Origin of the sequence: Reyranella soli (assembly GCF_007992495.1) — a bacterium.
Lineage (GTDB): Bacteria > Pseudomonadota > Alphaproteobacteria > Reyranellales > Reyranellaceae > Reyranella > Reyranella soli.
In genome coordinates this window covers 1-16,820 of the sequence record NZ_BKAJ01000117.1, presented here as the reverse complement: position 1 = coordinate 16,820, position 16,820 = coordinate 1, and the positions used below count along the sequence as shown (strand labels likewise).

The following is a 16,820-nucleotide window of genomic DNA, read 5'->3' as shown; positions in this document are numbered from 1 at the left end:
GTTGGGATGACAGCATTACTGAACCTCACTGCACGCCACCCAATGGCGCGGTCGCAGCTCTCGCAAGGCAGGGCGCGCCTGCCGGCAGCCTTCGACGGCCATGGGGCAGCGTGGATGGAAGACGCAGCCGGAGGGCGGGTTGATCGGGCTCGGCACCTCGCCGCGCGGCGGCCGGAACTCGCGGGCGGCTTCCACGCGCGGATCGGGGATCGGCACAGCTGACAGCAGGGCCTGGGTATAGGGATGCAAGGGATTGTCGAACAGCTCGTCGCTGGCGGCCATCTCGACGATGCGGCCGAGATACATCACGGCGACGCGCTGGCAGAGATGGCGCACGACCGAGAGATCGTGGGCGATGAACAGATAGGTGAGGCCGAAGCGCTCGCGCAGGTCCTCCAGCAGGTTGACCACCTGGGCCTGGATCGACACGTCGAGCGCCGACACCGCCTCGTCGCAGACGATGAATTCCGGATCGAGCGCGAGCGCGCGGGCGATGCCGACGCGCTGGCGCTGGCCGCCCGACATCTCGTGCGGATAGCGGTCGGCGAACTTCGGATCGAGGCCGCACACCGACAAGAGGTCCCTCACCTTGTCGCGGCGGCGCTTCGCATCGGGCTCGACGCCGTGCACCTTGATCGGCTCGGCGATGATGTCGCCCACCTTCATGCGCGGATTGAGCGAGCTGTAGGGATCCTGGAAGATCACCTGCATGCGCCGGCGCAGCGCCACCAGGTCCCTGCGGTCCATGCGGTTGACGTCCTGGCCGTCGAACAGGATCTCGCCGGCGGTCGGTTTCTCCAGCCGCAGGATGCAGCGGCCAGTCGTGGTCTTGCCGCAGCCGCTCTCGCCCACCAGGCCCAGCGTCTCGCCGCGCTCGATGACGAAGTCGACGCCGTCGACCGCCTTAACGTCGCCGATCTTGCGCGTCATCACGATGCCTTCGGAGACCGGGAAGTGCATGGCAAGGCCACGCACCTCGAGCAGCGGACGTTCGGGCGCGGATGCGCTGAGGGGTGCGTTCATGCCGCGACGTCCCGGATCTCCGCGAGCTCGGCGCTGCGGAAGCAGGCCGAGAGATGCCCGGGTTCTCCGACGGCCGCGAGCGGCGGCCGCGCCTGGCCGCACTGCTCGACGGCAAAACGACAACGCGGCCGGAAGGCGCATCCGCCATCCAGCCGCGTCAGGTCCGGCGGTTGGCCGTCGACAGGATCGAGTCGCGCCCGGCGCGGCTGATCGAGTCGCGGCACGGATTTAAGGAGCGCCATCGTGTAGGGGTGGCGCGGATTGTGATAGATCGCGTCGGCGCTGCCGGCCTCGACGATGCGGCCGGCATACATGACGTTGACGCGGGCCGCATAGCGCGCGACGACACCGAGATTGTGGGTGATGATGATCTGCGCCACGCCGAGCTTGCGCGTCAGCGACTTCATCAGCTCCAGGATCTGCGCCTGGATGGTGACATCGAGCGCCGTGGTCGGCTCGTCGGCGATGATCAGCTTGGGATTGCAGGCGAGCGCGACCGCGATCATCACGCGCTGGCGCATGCCGCCGGAAAGCTGATGGGGATACTGCTTCAGCCGGCGCTTGGGATCGGCAATGCCGACCATCTCGAGCAGCTCCAGCGCACGGCGCTCGGCGGTGGCGCGGTCGGCGCCCTGGTGCTGCTCCAGCGTCTCGGTGATCTGGCGGGCGATGGTGAGCACGGGGTTGAGCGAGGTCATCGGTTCCTGGAACACCATGCCGATGTCGCGACCGCGGATCTCGCGCATCTCGGCCTCGGAGAGGCGGCGCAGGTCCTTGCCGTCGAACAGGATCTCGCCGTTGGTGATGCGCCCCGGCGGATTGGGGATCAGGCGCAGGATGCTGAGCGCGCCGACCGACTTGCCCGATCCGCTCTCGCCCACGATGGCCACGGTCTCGCCGTGCTCGACGGTGTAGGAGATGCCGTCGACGGCGCGCACCAAGCCGGCGCCCGTCCTGAATTCGGTATGGAGTGCCCTCACCTCCAGCAATGGCGGCATGCTGATTGTCTCCGAAGCCCTGCTTGTCGCCAGCATGCACTTCTCCCACGGGAGCACCCTGGTCCCGCGGAAGGCCCCAATTGCCGGCTTATTCGTCCCTGATGCGAAGCCGTTTCCTCAACCGTGCTACCGCCGTTTTTCTCCCTTATCCGGCGGTGCAGCCTCTTTTGGGCTGCGAAAAGCGTACGGGACGCGCCTGTTGGGTGCAAGCCATTAAGGTGTGAGGTGCGGCCGGCGGGCCAGCAGAGCGGCGACAGCAGCCAAAGCGGCCAGACTGCCGAACAGGATCAGCGAGCCCGTATAGTTGCCGCTGGCGTCACGGAGCACACCTGACGCGATTGGGCCTGCGGCCTGGGCGATCACCTGTAGCGACAGCGCGACGCCGCGGATGGCGCCGTAGCTCTCCCGGCCGAAATAGTCGGCCCAGGCCATGGGCAGCAAGGTCATGACGCCGCCGATTCCCAGGCCAAACAAGCCGGCAAACAAGTAGGAGGTTTCGATGGAGCCGACGCCGATCAGGCCGAGCGTTCCCGTGCCCAGCAGCACGGCGGCGAGCGACATCACGTAGCGCAAGGGCCAGCGCCGCGGCAGAAAGCCGACGCCGAAGCTCGCGACCGCCGACATGGCCGAGAAGAAGCTGATCACCGTGGCGGCGGCGATGGGCGACAGGCCGTTCTCGATGAGATGCGGCGCCTGGTGCAGGCTGACACCGGCCTGCACGGGGAAGACCAGCACCGTGTAGAGCGACAGGAGCCAGAACGCCTGGGTGCGCATGGCGGCAGCTCGAGTGAAGCGCGGCTCGACGACGGTCGGCCCGGCGCCCGCGGTGATGCGGTCGGGCACCAGGCCGACATCCTCCGGCCGGCGCACCAGGAACAGCCAGACCGGCAGGAAGCCCACCGCCAGCGCGGTGGTGCCGATCGCCACCCAGCCGTGACGCCAGCCGCCATCCTGCATGGCGAGCTGGGCGATGATCGGCAACGCCACCAGGCCCGACATCTGGGCGAGCGTGGCGATGGAGGTGGCGCGCGCCCGCCGCGCCACGAACCAGTTGTTCAGCGCGCCGTAGAGGCCGAGATCGTACGGTCCGGCCCAGATCATGCGGGCGAAGACGAACAGCAGGTAGAACGACAGCAGCGACTGCACGAGCGACAGCGCCATGGTCGCAAGGCCGGTGCCGAGCACGGCGAGGCAGAGGATCAGGCGCGCGCCACGCCGGTCGAGCACCGGGCCGATCAGCGGCGACACGAAGGCCGCCAGCACGCCGCCCAGCGATACCGCGCCCGCCATCTCGGTGCGCGACCAGCCGAAGGCGTCGGTCATGGGCACGACGAAGACCGACAGCGTGGCCACGGCCGGTCCCTGACGCGCGAAACCGGCCAGGCAGATGCAGGCCAGCACGATCCAGCCGTAGAAGAAAGGCAGGCGCGGCACGAGGAGTCGGGGAACAAGCGGCGGACGCATCGACGCGCCAGTAGAGCGCCGAACGATACCGGCCGGCTAGCGCAAATCTGTCATCCCGAGCGGAGCCGTCTGTGAGGGGCGGCGAAGTCGAGGGGCTCGGCTCCGGTCGGGATGACGGGACTTTGCGGCCACGATTCCGCGGCACACGCCGAGACGCCTGCGCGGCGGCGCTCTCGTGGCGGGCCGTGACATGTGCTCGCCAACTGCCTGATCACTGAAATATCTCTTGTGCGACGGTAAGATTGACGTTCGATGGGTATGGTCAAACGCAAGCGAGGACATGGTTGTTGCCGTGGCCTACGGGATTTCCTTCAGCACTGCCAAGCGGACCCTGCGAACCCTGTTCCCGCGGGCGGTGTTGAATTGGCGCGAGGCGCGTTACTTCGGCAGATATGGCGAAGCCGAGATGCATCTCGTCGATCTCCTGTGTCGAAGTGGCGAAGACGCAATCGATGTCGGGGCCAACTACGGCGGCTACATCCATTTCATGCGCCGCCACGCTCGGCGTGTCGTCGCTTTCGAGCCCGTGCCCGAGTTCGTGGCTGTGCTCCGCGCGAAGTTCGGCGGCAAGGTGCTCATCGAACCGATCGCCCTCTCCGACCGCGCCGGCGAGACAACACTCTATACTCCCCTGATTGCCGGCGTGAAAATCGGCGGCGGATCGAGTCTCTCGTTGGTGGCCATGGCGGCCTATGAGACACGCGACAGTTTCCAGGTCCGCACCGCGCGACTCGATGATGCTTTCACAGGCTCCGTGGGCTTCATCAAGATCGACGTCGAAGGCCACGAGCATGCGGTGTTGAAAGGCGCTGTCGACACGATCCGCCGCTGCAAGCCGCGCCTCCTGATCGAGATCGAGGAACGTTGTTCGCCAAGTGGGGTAGTGCGCATCTCGACGTTTCTCCGTGAGCTCGGATATCGCGGCTACTACGCCCATTTGGGCGAGCTGCATGGGATCGAGGGCTTCTCCGTTGCCCGGCTGCAAGCGCCCGACCAGATGCCAGAAATGGCCGCGACGCTGCATGACCGTCCCCCGCTCGACAACTACGTCAACAACTTCATCTTCCTGCCGCCCGACGAACCGGAAGCGACAGTGCGCCGACTGCGCGAGCGTCTGCGCGCCCTGGTCCATGTCCCTGCCGGAGCGTAGAGTGAGGCTCGATCGCCGAGGCTCGAAATGGCCGCAAATCAAGCCCTGATCTGCAAGGGATGCTGGCAGACCATGCGCGTGCCCATCGCCCTGCGCGGCCCTCTTTCGGTGCCGTTCCGCGTCGTCGGCCTGCGGCCCAGTCGCATGAATCCCAACCTCTGCACCTTGTGCGAACTCATGTTCACCAAGGTCATGAAGGCCACCAAGATCACGATCGACGCCACGATCATGTTCGCCGACCTCAGGGCCTATACCAGCCTGTCGCAATCGCTGTCGGCGACCGAGATGGGCGACGTGCTCGACATCTTCTACGACGAATGCGCCGCCGCCATCTGGGAGTTCGACGGGCTTTTGAACAAGACGATCGGCGATGCCGTGATGGCGGTGTTCAACTTCCCGATCAAGCAGCCGGACCATGCGCGGCAGGCGCTGCGCGCCGCCCGCGCGCTGCAGCAACGCGTCGCCGCCCGGCAGCCGGAATTCACGGCCCTGCTCGGCGAGACCAAGGGCGAGATCGGTGTCGGCATCGGCATCCATTGCGGCGAGGTGAGCTTCGGCGAGTTCGGCCGCTCCCATCGCGACTTGACCGCCATCGGCACGGTGGTGAACACCGCGGCCCGCGCCCAGTCCGCCGCTCACCCGGGGGAGATCCTGGTCACCGAGGCCGTCCACGAGAGCGCCCGCGACGATCTCACCGGCAGCACGAGCAAGCCGTACGACCTCAAGGGCTTCGATCGGCCTGTCGCCCTCTATGCGGCGTGACGAGGCTCATTCCTCCCCAGCGAAGCTGGGGAGGTGTCCGCAAAGCGGACGGAGGGGTCATGAGCAGCAGCACGGTTGCTCATGACCCCTCCGGCCCTTCGGGCCACCTCCCCATCGAAAAACGATGGGGAGGAAGAGCTACGGCAGGAGGATCAAAGGCCCGACGGTCGAGCGGCTTTCGAGCTCGCGATGCGCCTGGGCTGCCGCCGACAGCGGATAGCGATGCCGGATGTCGAGGCGGATGGTGCCCTGCCGAAGCGCCTCGAAGGTGCGTTGCGCCATCTCGGTGAGCGCGGCGCGCTCGGCGGTGTAGTGGAACAGCACTGGGCTGGAGAAGGTCGCTGATTTCTGGCCCAGACTCTCGACGGGCAGGCGATCGAACGGGCCGCTGGCGTGGCCGTAGCAGATCCAGTGGCCGCACATCGCCAGCGCCTCGAGGTTTTCCCGCGCGGCAGCCTGGCCGAGGCCATCATAGATGACGTCGGCGCCGCGGCCGCCGGTGGCGTCGTGCAGGGCGGCGGCAAAGCGATAGTCGCGGCCGACGATGGTGGCAGCGCAGCCGGCCGCACGCGCCACACGGGCCTTGTCGTCGGTCGAGACGGTGCCAATCACCCGCGCGCCGAGCGCCTTAGCCCATTGGCAGAGCAGCAGGCCGACACCGCCCGCTGCGGCATGGACCAGGACGGTCTCGCCGCCGCGCAGGCGATGGGTGCGATGCAGCAGGTATTCGGCCGTCATGCCCTTCAGCATCACGGCGGCCGCCGTCTCGTCATCGATCTCGTCGGGCAACACGACGACCTGACTCGCAGGCAAGGTGCGCACGCCGACATAGGCGCCGGGCGGCGCGCAGGCATAAGCGACGCGGTCGCCCGGCAGCAGATGGGTGACACCGTCGCCGACGTCGACGACGACGCCCGCCGCTTCCATGCCGATGGGGGCGGGCGGCTCGATCATCCGGTACTCGCCCTTGCGGATATAGACGTCGATGTAGTTGACGCCGATGGCGCTGTGGCGGACCCGGACCTCGCCCGGGGCGGGAAATCTTGCCTCGAGCGGGCGGGCTTCCAGCACGTCAGGGCCGCCGAAGCGGCTCACGACCATGCCCTGCGTCGCCATCGTCTCGCTGCCGGCCGTCCGGACGGCCGGCGCACCCGGACGGCGGCGCAGGAAGGCGCGCAGGCCTTCGAAGCCACCTTCGTAGACACCCTTGCCGACGAGATCGGCGAATTCCTGCTCGCGGCCGCGCGGCGTGTCGAAGGTCGATTGCCAATGCCAGAAGGTGCGGTCGCCGTCGGTGACACGCTTCAGCTGGACGGTGGCGACGTAGCGCTGCATGGGCAGCGTGGCGTCGAGGATGCAGTAGGTCGAGACGTAGTCGTTGTCGGAAAGCGCCAGAAGCTGCTCGCGGATGTGGTTGCCGTCCTTGAGGGTGAAGTTGCGCACGCAGCCGACCTGGTCGGCGGGCTCGTCGTTCTCGATCACGGACTCGGCCACGACCGGATGCCAGGCCGTGTGGCTGTTGAAGTCGCGCAGAATGGCCCAGACGCGCTCAATCGGCGCATCGATGATGGCAGACCGCGTGACTCGGATCATCTTGCCGGACCGCGGGCCTCCAGGCCCGCCTCATGATTCGCTGCAAAAGAACGTGAGCGGGCCTGGAGGCCCGCGATCCGGTAAGACGACGTCAACGCCGCACCAGCATCTTCAGGGAATCGAAGCCGGCCTGGAACACGCCCTGGCCGATGTCGCGTGAAAGCTGGCCTTCGCGGTCGGGGGCGCAGTCGAACTCGGCCCACCATTCGGCGAAGGTGCGGTTGCCGTCGGTCACCGGGGTGAGCTTGAGCGTGGCGACGTAGTTGTCGACGCCCAGCGGGCTTTCCAGGATCGAGTAGGAGCACTGGTAGTCGTAGTCCGACAGCGTCAGCAGCTGCTCGCGGATCATCCCGCCATCCTTGAGGCGGAAGTTGCGCACGCAGCCGATCTTGTCGGACGGCAGCCCGCCCTCGATGCGCGATTCGGCGACGAACGGTGTCCAGCCCGGCAGCCCGTTGAAGTCGCGGATCCGCGCCCATACCTGCTCGGCCGGCGCGTCGATGACGCTCGACGTGTAGACCTTGATCATTCTCCGTCATCCCGAGCGGAGCCGCCTGCAAGGCGGCGTAGTCGAGGGACCTCGTCTTGTCGACGCATCCCCAAAAGAGGTCCCTCCGCTCCGCCTCGCTGCGCTCGGCTCCGGTCGGGATGACAGGGCATCACCCGTTATTCTCCCGGCGGGTTGGCTGGCACCGGCGGGCCGCTCGAGCCCTGGGTGCGGTCGAGCAGGCCTTGCGCCACCCGGCCGACATCGCCGCCGGCGACGCCGATCTCGCGCAGGAGCTGGTCGATCAGCGGCGCCTGGGCGCGGAAGCGCAAGGCCGAGTTCACGACGCTGTCGGCAAGCCCGCTGCCGGCATCGCCGGCGCCGGCGTGGCCACCGCCCCCGCCGCCGCCACCGAAGCCGTCGACATGCAGGATCTTGATGCCCTCGATGCGCTCCAACGGCTTCACCGATTCGCGGATGATGGAGTCGAGCTTGTCGATCAGCTTCAGACGCATGGCCGACAGACGGGCGTCGGCCGACAGGAGGTTCTGCGCCTCGTTCATCAGCCGCGTGCCCTCGGCATCGACTTCCAGCCGGATACGGTTCGCCAATGCCCGGATCTTCTCGGCGTCGGCCTCTGCCTCCGCCTCGGCGCGCACGGCCGCACCGCGGTCCGCCGCCGCATTCTTCTCGGCCTCGGCGCCGACCCTGAGGCGCAGCGCCTCGCGCTCGGCCTCCTGCTGGGCCACGATCAGTTCGACGCTCTTGCGTCGCTGCGCCATCTCGGTCTCGCGGGCGGTGAAGACCTGCTCCTCCGCCGTCACCGCGAGCGCCCGCGCCCTATCGGCCTCCGCCTGCGCCACCGACTGCGCCCGCGATTGCTCGGCGACGGCGACCGCCCTCTCCTGCTCGGCGAGCTCGATCGCCTTGCGGCGCCCGATCTCGAGCTCCTCGACTTCGCGCTCCTTGGCGATGCGCTGCTCCTCGACCGCCCGCTCCGAGGCGATGCGCGCCTGCTCGATCGACTGCCGCGAGGTGATCTGGGCCCGCTCGGCGTCCTGGTCCTTGTCGGCGCGCTCGCGGGCGATCTCGGCCCGCTGCGCCGCACGCTGGGTTTCGAGGTCCTGCTCCTGGGCCAGTCGGGCGTGTTCCAGCGCCCGGTCGATCTCCAGCGCCTGCCGCTCGGTGTCGAGATTCTTGTTGCGGATCTCGATCATCGTGTCCTGCTCGATGTCGTTGCGGATCTTCTTGCGCCGCTCGATCTGCTCGGTGAGCCGCGTCAGGCCCTCGGCATCGAAGGCGTTGGACGGATTGAAGTACTCCATGGCTGTCTGGTCGAGCTGGGTCAGCGACACCGTCTCGAGCTCGAGCCCGTTCTGCAGCAGGTCGGCGGCGACCACGGTACGCACGCGCCTGACATATTCACCGCGCTTCTCGTGCATCTCCTCCATGGTCATCTCGGCGGCCACGGTCCTGAGCGCGTCGACGAACTTGCCCTCGATCAGCTCGCGCAGGGCATCCGGCTGCATGGTGCGCTGGCCCAGCGTCTGGGCGGCCGCGGCGATGGCGTCGTCCGACGCCTGCACGCGCACATAGAATTCGCTCAGCACGTCGACCCGCATGCGATCGCGGGTGATCAGCGCCTTGTCGCGGCCGCGCGCCACCTCGAGGCGCAAGGTGTTCATGTTGACGGGGATGACCTCGTGCACGATGGGCAGCACGAAGGCGCCGCCGTTCATCACGACCTTCTGGCCCGCCAGGCCCGTGCGCACGAAGGCGCGCTCCTTCGACGAGCGCAGATAGAGCCAGTTGAACAGCCAGACGACGATCGCCACGACGATGGCGACGACAACCAGGCCTAGGATAAAGGTGCCGAATTGGGCTCCGCTCATGGGATCCTCCCGACTATCTTCTGATCTTCTTGAATTGACGCGTGGTTTCGACAAGCGCCTGCTCGGTCGGCAGGCGTTCCATGCTTGAGGCTCCGTAGAAGCCGTTGCATTCGGGGCACTGCGCCAGAATGAACGTCGCATCCTCGGGCGTGGCGATCGGCCCACCGTGGCACAACACGATGATGTCCTTGTCGACCTGGCGCGCCGCGGCCGACCAGGCCTTGATCAGCGATGGGCAGTCGGCGAGCTTTAGCCCGGTCTCCGCGCCGATGCTGCCGCCCGTGGTCAGGCCCATATGGCAGACGATGATGTCGGCGCCGGCCTCGGCCATGGCGATGGCCTCGCGTTCGTTGAACACGTAGGGCGTGGTCAGAAGATCGAACTCATGGGCGGCACGGATCATGTCGACCTCGTGGCTATAGCCCATGCCGGTTTCTTCCAGGTTCTGGCGGAATCGGCCGTCGATGATCCCGACGGTGGGGAAATTCTGCACGCCGGAGAAGCCGAGCTCCCGCAGATGGTGCAGGAAATCATCGAGGATCAGGAACGGATCGGTGCCGTTGACGCCCGCCAGCACCGGCGTCTTCTTGACCACCGGCAGCACCTCGCGCGCCATTTGCAGCACGACGTCGTTGGCGTTGCCGTAGGCCAGGAGGCCTGCCAGCGAGCCACGCCCGGCCATGCGATAGCGGCCCGAATTGTAGATCACGATCAGGTCGATGCCGCCCGCCTCCTCGCACTTGGCCGAGAGGCCGGTGCCGGCGCCGCCGCCGATGATCGGCTCGCCGCGGTCGATCATGTGATGCAGCCGGTCGAGGATTTCCTTGCGGGGGATGCGGGCCATGGCGTTACCGTGATGCCACGGCACGCGTGAGGCGCGTGCCGGCGATGTCGTTGAAGTGGGCGACCAGGGCGTCGATGAAGGCCTGGTCGTTGATGTTGTGCGGCAGGGTGACCAGCTTGCGGTCGGTGCCGGGGCGGAAGCCCGCCGTCAGCACGTCGAACAGCACCTTGTCGGTGGCCGGATCCCAGAACGGCTTGCCCGGCGCGTCGATCAGCGACACGCCGCCCTGCGGGATCAGGAAGCGCACCGGCCCCTGCATGCGATTGAGCTTGTCGACCAGGAATTCGCCGATGCGGCGGCATTCGTCGGCCGTCGTGCGCATCAAGGTGACATTGGGATTGTGGACGTGCAGCTTGCGGTCGCGAAAACGCGCCGGCACCGTGTCCATGGCCCAGAAGTTGATCATGTCGAGCGCGCCGCACGAGCCGACATAGGGGATGCGGCTCCGGATGATGGCGTCGAGCCGGCCCGGCCCGGCCGACAGTAGGCCGCCGCCGACCTCGTCGGCGATCTCCGTGGTGGTGGCGTCGATCACGCCGGCCAAAAGGCCCGAATCGACCAGCTTCTCCATCGACTGTCCGCCGATGCCGGTGGCGTGGAACACCAGGCAGTCGTAGCGATCTTCCAGTTGCTTGGTGACGCCCTGCACGCAGGGCGTCGTCACGCCGAACATGGTGAGGCCGATGGCGGGCTTGGTCTGCGACGACGCGGTTCGTCCGGCGTGGGCGATCATGCCGGCGAGCGCGTGCGCGGCATTCGACAGCACCCGCTCCGAGACGCTGTTGATGCCCGAGACGTCGGTCACCGAATGCATCATGCAGATGTCGGATGGCCCGACGTAGGGCTTCACGTCGCCCGAGGCGACGGTCGAGACCATCATCTTGGGAATGCCGATGGGCAGCGCCCGCATCGCCCGCGTCGCCAGCGCAGTGCCGCCCGAACCGCCGGCCGAGATGATGCCGCCGAGATCGCGCCGCGTCATGACGAAGCGCTCGAAGGCGATGGCCATCTCGGTCACTGCCGAGCCGCGATCACCGGTGAAGACCGCGCGCTCGCCGCCGGGATGATGGCGCGCCACCTCGCGCGGCGGCACCGAGGCGGGCGACGGCGCGCCCGAGGTCGCGAGATCGACGGTGACGGTGCGCAGGCCGAGCTTCTCCAGGCTGTTGCGCAGGAAGCCGAGCTCGCGGCCCTTGGTGTCGAAGGTGCCGGCGATGTAGGCGGCGCGCCCGAAGGTCGTCGCGACCGGGAGCTCGACGACCCGCGCCTCGCGGCCGGAGCGCGACAGCGACGCGGCCGCGACCTCAAGCGACGGCGGCGGCGCCACCGGCTCGGCGCGGGCGCTGACGATCTGGTCGCGCGGGCCGACCGTGCTGTCGGTCGCATTCCAGCGCGTGAAGCCGCGCACGGCACGCTCCTCCGGAGACAGCGGTGCGGCGGACGCTGCCGGGGCCGCCGCATCGTCGGAAGCGCGACGCACCGTGAAGACGCGGGTTTCGGGCTGCTCGGGCGCCGGTTGCTCCGCCAGCTCCTCGGCGGCTTCCTCCCCGGCGGTCGTCACGCCCAAAAGGCGCTGCTGCAGGTCGCGGTCGGCCGCCAGCTCCGCCGCCGGCATGGTGCGGGCGATGCGGCCGTTGACCATGACCGCGACGGTGTCGGCGACGTCGATCGCGACACCGAGATTCTGCTCGACCAGCAGCACGGAGAGCGAGTCGTCGCCCAGTGATTTCAGGGTCTCGGCGACCTGCTCGACGATTACCGGCGCCAGGCCTTCGGTCGGCTCGTCCATCACCAGCAGGCGCGGGTTGAACAGGAGCGCGCGGCCGATCGCCAGCATCTGCTGCTCGCCGCCGGAAAGCTGGAAGCCGCCGTTGCTGCGACGCTCGGCGAGCCGCGGGAAGAGGTCGTAGACGCGCTCGATGGTCCACACGCCGCGATGGGCGCTGCGCTCGGCCAGCCGCAGATGCTCGTCGACCGAGAGCGAGGGCCAGACGCGGCGGCCCTGCGGCACGTAGCCGATACCGAGGCCGGTGATGGTGTGCGGTGCGCGGCCTACGAGTTCGGCGCCGGCGAGCTTGGCGCTGCCGGACGCCGCGACCAGCCCCGTGATGGCATTGCACAGCGTGGTCTTGCCCATGCCGTTGCGGCCGACGACGGCCAGGATGCCGCGATCGAGCGTGAAGGAGACGTCCTGCAGGGCGTGAGCGCGGCCGTAATGGACGTTGAGCCGGTCGACCCGCAGGATGGGACCTGCTCCGCCACCTTCGACGCGTCGGCGCGAGAACCAGGCCATCAGTGCCGGCCTCCGCCCATGTAGATCGCCGCGACCTCGGCGTCGTTCTCGATCTCCTGCGGCGTGCCGTGCTTGAGGACGCGGCCGTTGTGCATGACCGTCACGCGGTCGACGACGCGCAGGGCGATCTCGAGATCGTGCTCGATCAGGATGAAGCCCATGTGCTCGGGCAGGGCGCCGAGCAGCGTCACCAATTCGCGCCGCTCGGCCGGCGACAGGCCGGCGGCCGGCTCGTCGAACAGGATCAGGCGCGGGGCGCCGGCCAGCGCCATGCCGATCTCGAGCTGACGCTGCTGGCCATGCGACAGGCTCGACACCAGGCGCTGCGCCACCGACTGAAGGCGCACGCGCTCGAGCAGCTCGTCGGTCGCGGCGCGCGAGGGATGCGCGCCGCGCGCCCGGCGGAAATCGAAGCGGCCGCGCGCCACGCCGCGCACGGCCAGGAAAAGGTTGTCCCAGACCGTGAGGTTGCGGAACAGGAGCGACGACTGATAAGTGCGCCGCAATCCCATGCGGATGCGGTCGTAGGCCGGCACTTCGGTGATGTCCTCGCCGAAGAAGCGCACGCGGCCCGCGGTCGCCGGGAAGTCGCCGGTGACGACGTTGAACAGGGTCGTCTTGCCGGCGCCGTTGGCCCCGATCACCGCCCGACGCTCGCCCGCCGCCACCGAGAACGAGACGTCCTCGATGGCGCGCAGCGCGCCGAAGGTCCGCGTGACGCCCTCGAGCTCGAGGGCGTCACCGGTGGCGAGCTGCGTCTGCGGCAGGTCGGAGGTGACCAGGGCCATGGCTAGCCGTGTGCTACGGGCAGCTCGGCACGTCGCGCGAGCCGAGACCCATCTTGTCGAACTCCTCCTTGCTGAGGTTGAGCCGCTGGTTGACGCTCGGGATGGTCTTCACGACCTTGTTGTAGAAGGTGCCGTCGGCACCCTTCGCCACTTCGGTGATGAAGGTCGGGCCGATCGCCTGACGGTTCTCGTCGAGCGTGATATCGCCGGCCGGCGTCTTCAGCTTCAGGTTCTGCAGCGCCTCGCGATACTTCGCCTGGTTGTTCGAGAGGTCGCCCTTGACCGCGTCGAGGCCATCGAGGGCCGCCTTCATGTTGATGTAGTAGACGAAGGCGAACAGCGACGGGCTCGGGAAGCCGTCCTTGAAGTTGGCCTTGTAGTCGGCCACGAACTTCTTCCATTCCGGCGTGTCGATCGAATCGGCCATCGGACCGGCGGCCGGCGTGCCGAGCAGCGATTCGCGGCGCTTGCCCTTGAAGTTCAGCACGGTCTGGTCGACCGTGATCGAGCCGCCGACCATCGGCTTGTCGCCACCGGCCTGCTCGTACTGGCTGAGGAAGTTCACCGCGTCGGCGCCGCCCAGCACGACCAGGAGCGCGTCGACGTCGGTCGGCAGCTTGGAGATGACCGACGAATAGTCCTTGCCGCCGAGCGGCACCCACGCCTTGTGCGTGATCTTGCCGCCGAGCTTGCAGTAGCCGGCCATGAAGCCCTGCACCTGCGAGTACGGGAAGGAATAGTCTTCGGCGATCAGCGCCATCTTCTTGTACTTCTTGTCGTTCAGCGCGTAGTCGCCGAGACCGACCATCCACTGCGCGCCGTCGGTGTTGAAGCGGTAGAAGTTGGGCGATGGATTGACCAGGGTCGTGCCCTGGGCGCCCGACGAGCCGTTGATGAAGGTCACGCCTGGCTGGGACTTGGAGTAGTCCTTGACCGCGATGCCTTCGGAGCCCGAGAGCGGGCCGACCATGATCTGGACCTTGTCCTGCTCGACCAGCTTGCGGGTGGCGTTGACCGCCACGTCGGGCTTGGCGTCGGACGAGGCCTTGATGATCTCGATCTTCTTGCCGCCGGCCATGCCGTTCTTTTCCTTGAGCGCCAGCTCGGCGCCGCGCATGCCGTCCTGGCCGCCGGCCGCGAACGGGCCTTCGAGCGTGGCTAAAAGGCCGATCTTGATCGTCTCCTGGGCCTGGGCTGCCGCCGAGAGCACGGTCGCGACCGCCGCCCCCGCCAGCAGGCCGACTAACGTCGTCATCCGCTTGGTCATTGGTTTCCTCCTCGCTGTCATGAGCGGCCTGCCGGCCGCGCTTGTGTAACGCTTACCGAACGCCACTCTCCTCCCCTTACCCTGGCGCCAGCGTCGGCCATGCGCCGCCGCGCCCAGTCCCGCAACATGTCCCACCAGCCGAGCAGGCCGTCGGGCGAGAACAGCACGATCACCAGGAAGACCAGGCCGATCACCAGGTTGAAACGTTCGCGATCGATCAGGTCGATGGCGAAGTTCTGCAGCAGCACGAACACGACGGCACCGATGAACGGCCCGACGGGATGGCGCATGCCGCCCAGCACGGCGACGATCAGGATGTTGATCATCCACGAGGTGCCGACCGATCCCGGCGTGATCAGGCCGTTGTACCAGACCAGCAGCACGCCGCCGATCGAGGCGATGACGCCGGCAACGGCATAGGCCGCGACTCGGTGCGCCACCGGACTGTAGCCCAGCGCACTCATGCGCCGCGCATTGTCGCGCACGCCCTGGAGCGCTATGCCGAACGGGGCGCGGATCAGGTACTTCACGAAGAAGTAGCCGGCGAGCGCCCAGAACAGGGCGAGGTAGTAATAAGGAATCGGCGCGCGCCAATCGATGCCCAGCACGACGGGCGGCACGACCTTCTGGAAGCCCTGGAAGCCGTTGAAGATCGCGTAGTTCTGCTGCGCCAGGTAGAAGAAGGCCATCCCGATCGCGAGCGTGATCATGATGGTGTAGATGCCCTCGGTGCGCACCGACAGCCAGCCGATCAAGGTGGCGGCAAGCGTACCGCCAGCGATCGCCAGGATCACCACCAGCCACCACGGCCAGCCCAGGCTGATCTCGGGCGTGCCGCTCACGCCCAGGATGGCGACGATGTAGCCCGCCATGCCGGCCACGGTCATCTGCGCCAGAGACAGCATGCCGCCGTAGCCCGCGAGGAAAGTGAGCGACAGCGCGATCAGGCCGAGCGTCAGCGCCTGGCCGCCGATCTGGTAGGTGAAGAAGGGCGGCACGATCCACGGGTAGACGAGCACGGCCGCGAGCACGACGACGTGGCGCCAGCCGATGTGACGCCACGACTGGAGAAGGCTTGTCGCCGGCGCGGCGGAGGCTGGCCCTGTCGTCGCGCGCGGCGCAGCGGTGGCGCGTCCGCCCGACCAATTGCGGCTGGGGGCGGAGAAGTTCATGGCCTTGCGCCAGTGGGCGGCGCTCATGCGCGCCTCCCCAGGATGCCCTGCGGACGGAAGGCGAGGACCAAGGTCATGACGACGAAGGTGAAGACGATGCCGTAGGTCGGCGCGTAGGCGAGGCCGAACTGTTCGGCGAGGCCGACCAGCACGGCGCCCAGAGCGGCGCCGGCGACGCTGCCCATGCCGCCGACGATGACCACGACCAGCGAGGCCAGCAGGTAGCGGGTGTCCTCGCCCGGCGCGATCGAGAGCGCCGTTCCGCCGACCACGCCGGCGAAGCCCGCCAGCCCAGCGCCGATCGCGAAGGTGATGGCGAACACCATCTGCACGTCGATGCCCGAGGCCGAAAGCATGGCGCGGTCATCGACGCCGGCGCGGATCATCATGCCAACGCGGGTGCGCGCCAGGAACCACCACAGCGCCAGCCCGATGACGATGGCCATGGCCAGCAGGACCAGGCGATAGGTCGCGAACTTGCCGACGATGGGCAACGCGGTCGAGCCGATGATCCAGCGCGGCGGATCGAACTGGTAGATCTCGCCGCCCCAGATCCACAGCGCGATGTCGGCGGCGATGATGGAGAGCGCAATGGTCGCCATGGTCTGGCGCAGGTCCTGGCCGTGCATGAAGCGGAACACACCGATCTGCAGCAGCAGCCCCATGAAGGCCGCGAACAGGAAGCCCGCCGCCACGGCGAGGAACCACGAGCCCAGCCATTCGCCGACCACCCAGCCGACATAGGCGCCCAAGAGATAAAGAGAGCCGTGCGCCAGGTTGACGTTGCGCAAGAGGCCGAACACCAGGGTGAAGCCGCTGGCCACCAGGAAATAGAGGGCGGCCAGGGTGAGGCCGTTCAGCGCCGTGGCGAAGAACAGGCGCTGGTTGTCGACGATGCCCCAGACGGCGAGCGCCAGCAGCGGCAGGCCGAACAGCCAGACCCAGAACCAGCGGCGGAGAAAGGCGGCGGTCATGCGCCGAACGCTCCTCGTCTCTCCTCATATTCCTCTCCCCCGCTAGGGGGAGAGGTTAGGTGAGGGGGTTGCACGAGTTGTCGAAGCCCCCCCCCCCCCCCCCCCCCCCCCCC

At 67.8% G+C, this 16,820-nt stretch carries 14 protein-coding genes; 2 read left to right on the top strand and 12 right to left on the bottom strand.

Annotation, left to right across the window (positions count from 1 at the left end; all coding sequences use genetic code 11):
* Positions 1-15: 15 nt before the first annotated feature.
* The 3 genes from RSO01_RS47680 to RSO01_RS30915 all read right to left on the bottom strand — a co-directional run bounded on the left by RSO01_RS47680 (position 16) and on the right by RSO01_RS30915 (position 3,455).
* Positions 16-1,023, bottom strand: coding sequence for an ABC transporter ATP-binding protein (locus RSO01_RS47680; protein WP_170303491.1), 1,008 nt, complete (start codon positions 1,021-1,023; stop codon positions 16-18).
* Entirely contained in the window at positions 1,020-2,021 is a 1,002-nt protein-coding gene (locus RSO01_RS47675) for an ABC transporter ATP-binding protein (RefSeq protein ID WP_170303490.1), read from the bottom strand. The genes RSO01_RS47680 and RSO01_RS47675 overlap by 4 nt, the downstream gene beginning before the upstream one ends.
* Positions 2,022-2,234: 213 nt before the next feature.
* Positions 2,235-3,455, bottom strand: a complete 1,221-nt coding sequence (locus RSO01_RS30915) for an MFS transporter (protein WP_170303489.1) — start codon at positions 3,453-3,455, stop codon at positions 2,235-2,237.
* A 322-nt stretch (positions 3,456-3,777) separates the two neighbouring features.
* On the opposite strand from RSO01_RS30915, the gene RSO01_RS30910 reads away from it, so the two are divergent.
* Together RSO01_RS30910 and RSO01_RS30905 are read left to right on the top strand one after the other, a co-directional pair.
* Positions 3,778-4,635: an FkbM family methyltransferase gene (locus tag RSO01_RS30910; RefSeq protein WP_170303488.1), complete on the top strand. Its 858-nt coding sequence runs from the start codon at positions 3,778-3,780 to the stop codon at positions 4,633-4,635.
* Between the two features lie 27 nt (positions 4,636-4,662).
* A complete protein-coding gene (locus tag RSO01_RS30905) occupies positions 4,663-5,397 on the top strand; it encodes an adenylate/guanylate cyclase domain-containing protein (RefSeq protein WP_246158940.1) in 735 nt (244 codons plus the stop codon).
* 138 nt (positions 5,398-5,535) lie between these two features.
* Here RSO01_RS30905 and RSO01_RS30900 read toward each other — a convergent pair whose 3' ends face one another.
* The 9 genes from RSO01_RS30900 to RSO01_RS30860 form a co-directional block, all read right to left on the bottom strand.
* A complete protein-coding gene (locus tag RSO01_RS30900; RefSeq protein WP_147154419.1) occupies positions 5,536-6,990 on the bottom strand; it encodes an SRPBCC family protein in 1,455 nt (484 codons plus the stop codon).
* A 91-nt stretch (positions 6,991-7,081) separates the two neighbouring features.
* Entirely contained in the window at positions 7,082-7,519 is a 438-nt protein-coding gene (locus tag RSO01_RS30895; RefSeq protein ID WP_147154418.1) for an SRPBCC family protein, read from the bottom strand.
* 137 nt (positions 7,520-7,656) lie between these two features.
* On the bottom strand, positions 7,657-9,369 hold the full coding sequence (locus tag RSO01_RS30890; protein WP_147154417.1) for a flotillin family protein: 1,713 nt from the start codon (positions 9,367-9,369) through the stop codon (positions 7,657-7,659).
* Between the two features lie 13 nt (positions 9,370-9,382).
* On the bottom strand, positions 9,383-10,213 hold the full coding sequence (locus RSO01_RS30885) for a phosphoenolpyruvate hydrolase family protein (protein WP_147154416.1): 831 nt from the start codon (positions 10,211-10,213) through the stop codon (positions 9,383-9,385).
* A gap of 4 nt (positions 10,214-10,217) precedes the next feature.
* A complete protein-coding gene (locus tag RSO01_RS30880) occupies positions 10,218-12,506 on the bottom strand; it encodes an ABC transporter permease (RefSeq protein ID WP_147154415.1) in 2,289 nt (762 codons plus the stop codon).
* Positions 12,506-13,294 carry an ABC transporter ATP-binding protein gene (locus RSO01_RS30875; protein WP_147154414.1) on the bottom strand — a complete coding sequence of 263 codons (789 nt, stop codon included), beginning with the start codon at positions 13,292-13,294 and terminating at the stop codon, positions 12,506-12,508. Before RSO01_RS30875 ends, RSO01_RS30880 begins: the two co-directional genes overlap by 1 nt.
* Before the next feature lie 13 nt (positions 13,295-13,307).
* Entirely contained in the window at positions 13,308-14,561 is a 1,254-nt protein-coding gene (locus RSO01_RS30870) for an ABC transporter substrate-binding protein (RefSeq protein ID WP_147154413.1), read from the bottom strand.
* A gap of 17 nt (positions 14,562-14,578) precedes the next feature.
* The gene (locus tag RSO01_RS30865) at positions 14,579-15,760 is read right to left on the bottom strand and encodes a branched-chain amino acid ABC transporter permease (RefSeq protein WP_246158938.1); all 1,182 of its coding nucleotides are present in this window, start codon (positions 15,758-15,760) and stop codon (positions 14,579-14,581) included.
* Positions 15,757-16,707, bottom strand: a complete 951-nt coding sequence (locus tag RSO01_RS30860) for a branched-chain amino acid ABC transporter permease (RefSeq protein ID WP_147154412.1) — start codon at positions 16,705-16,707, stop codon at positions 15,757-15,759. Before RSO01_RS30860 ends, RSO01_RS30865 begins: the two co-directional genes overlap by 4 nt.
* Positions 16,708-16,820: the final 113 nt, after the last annotated feature.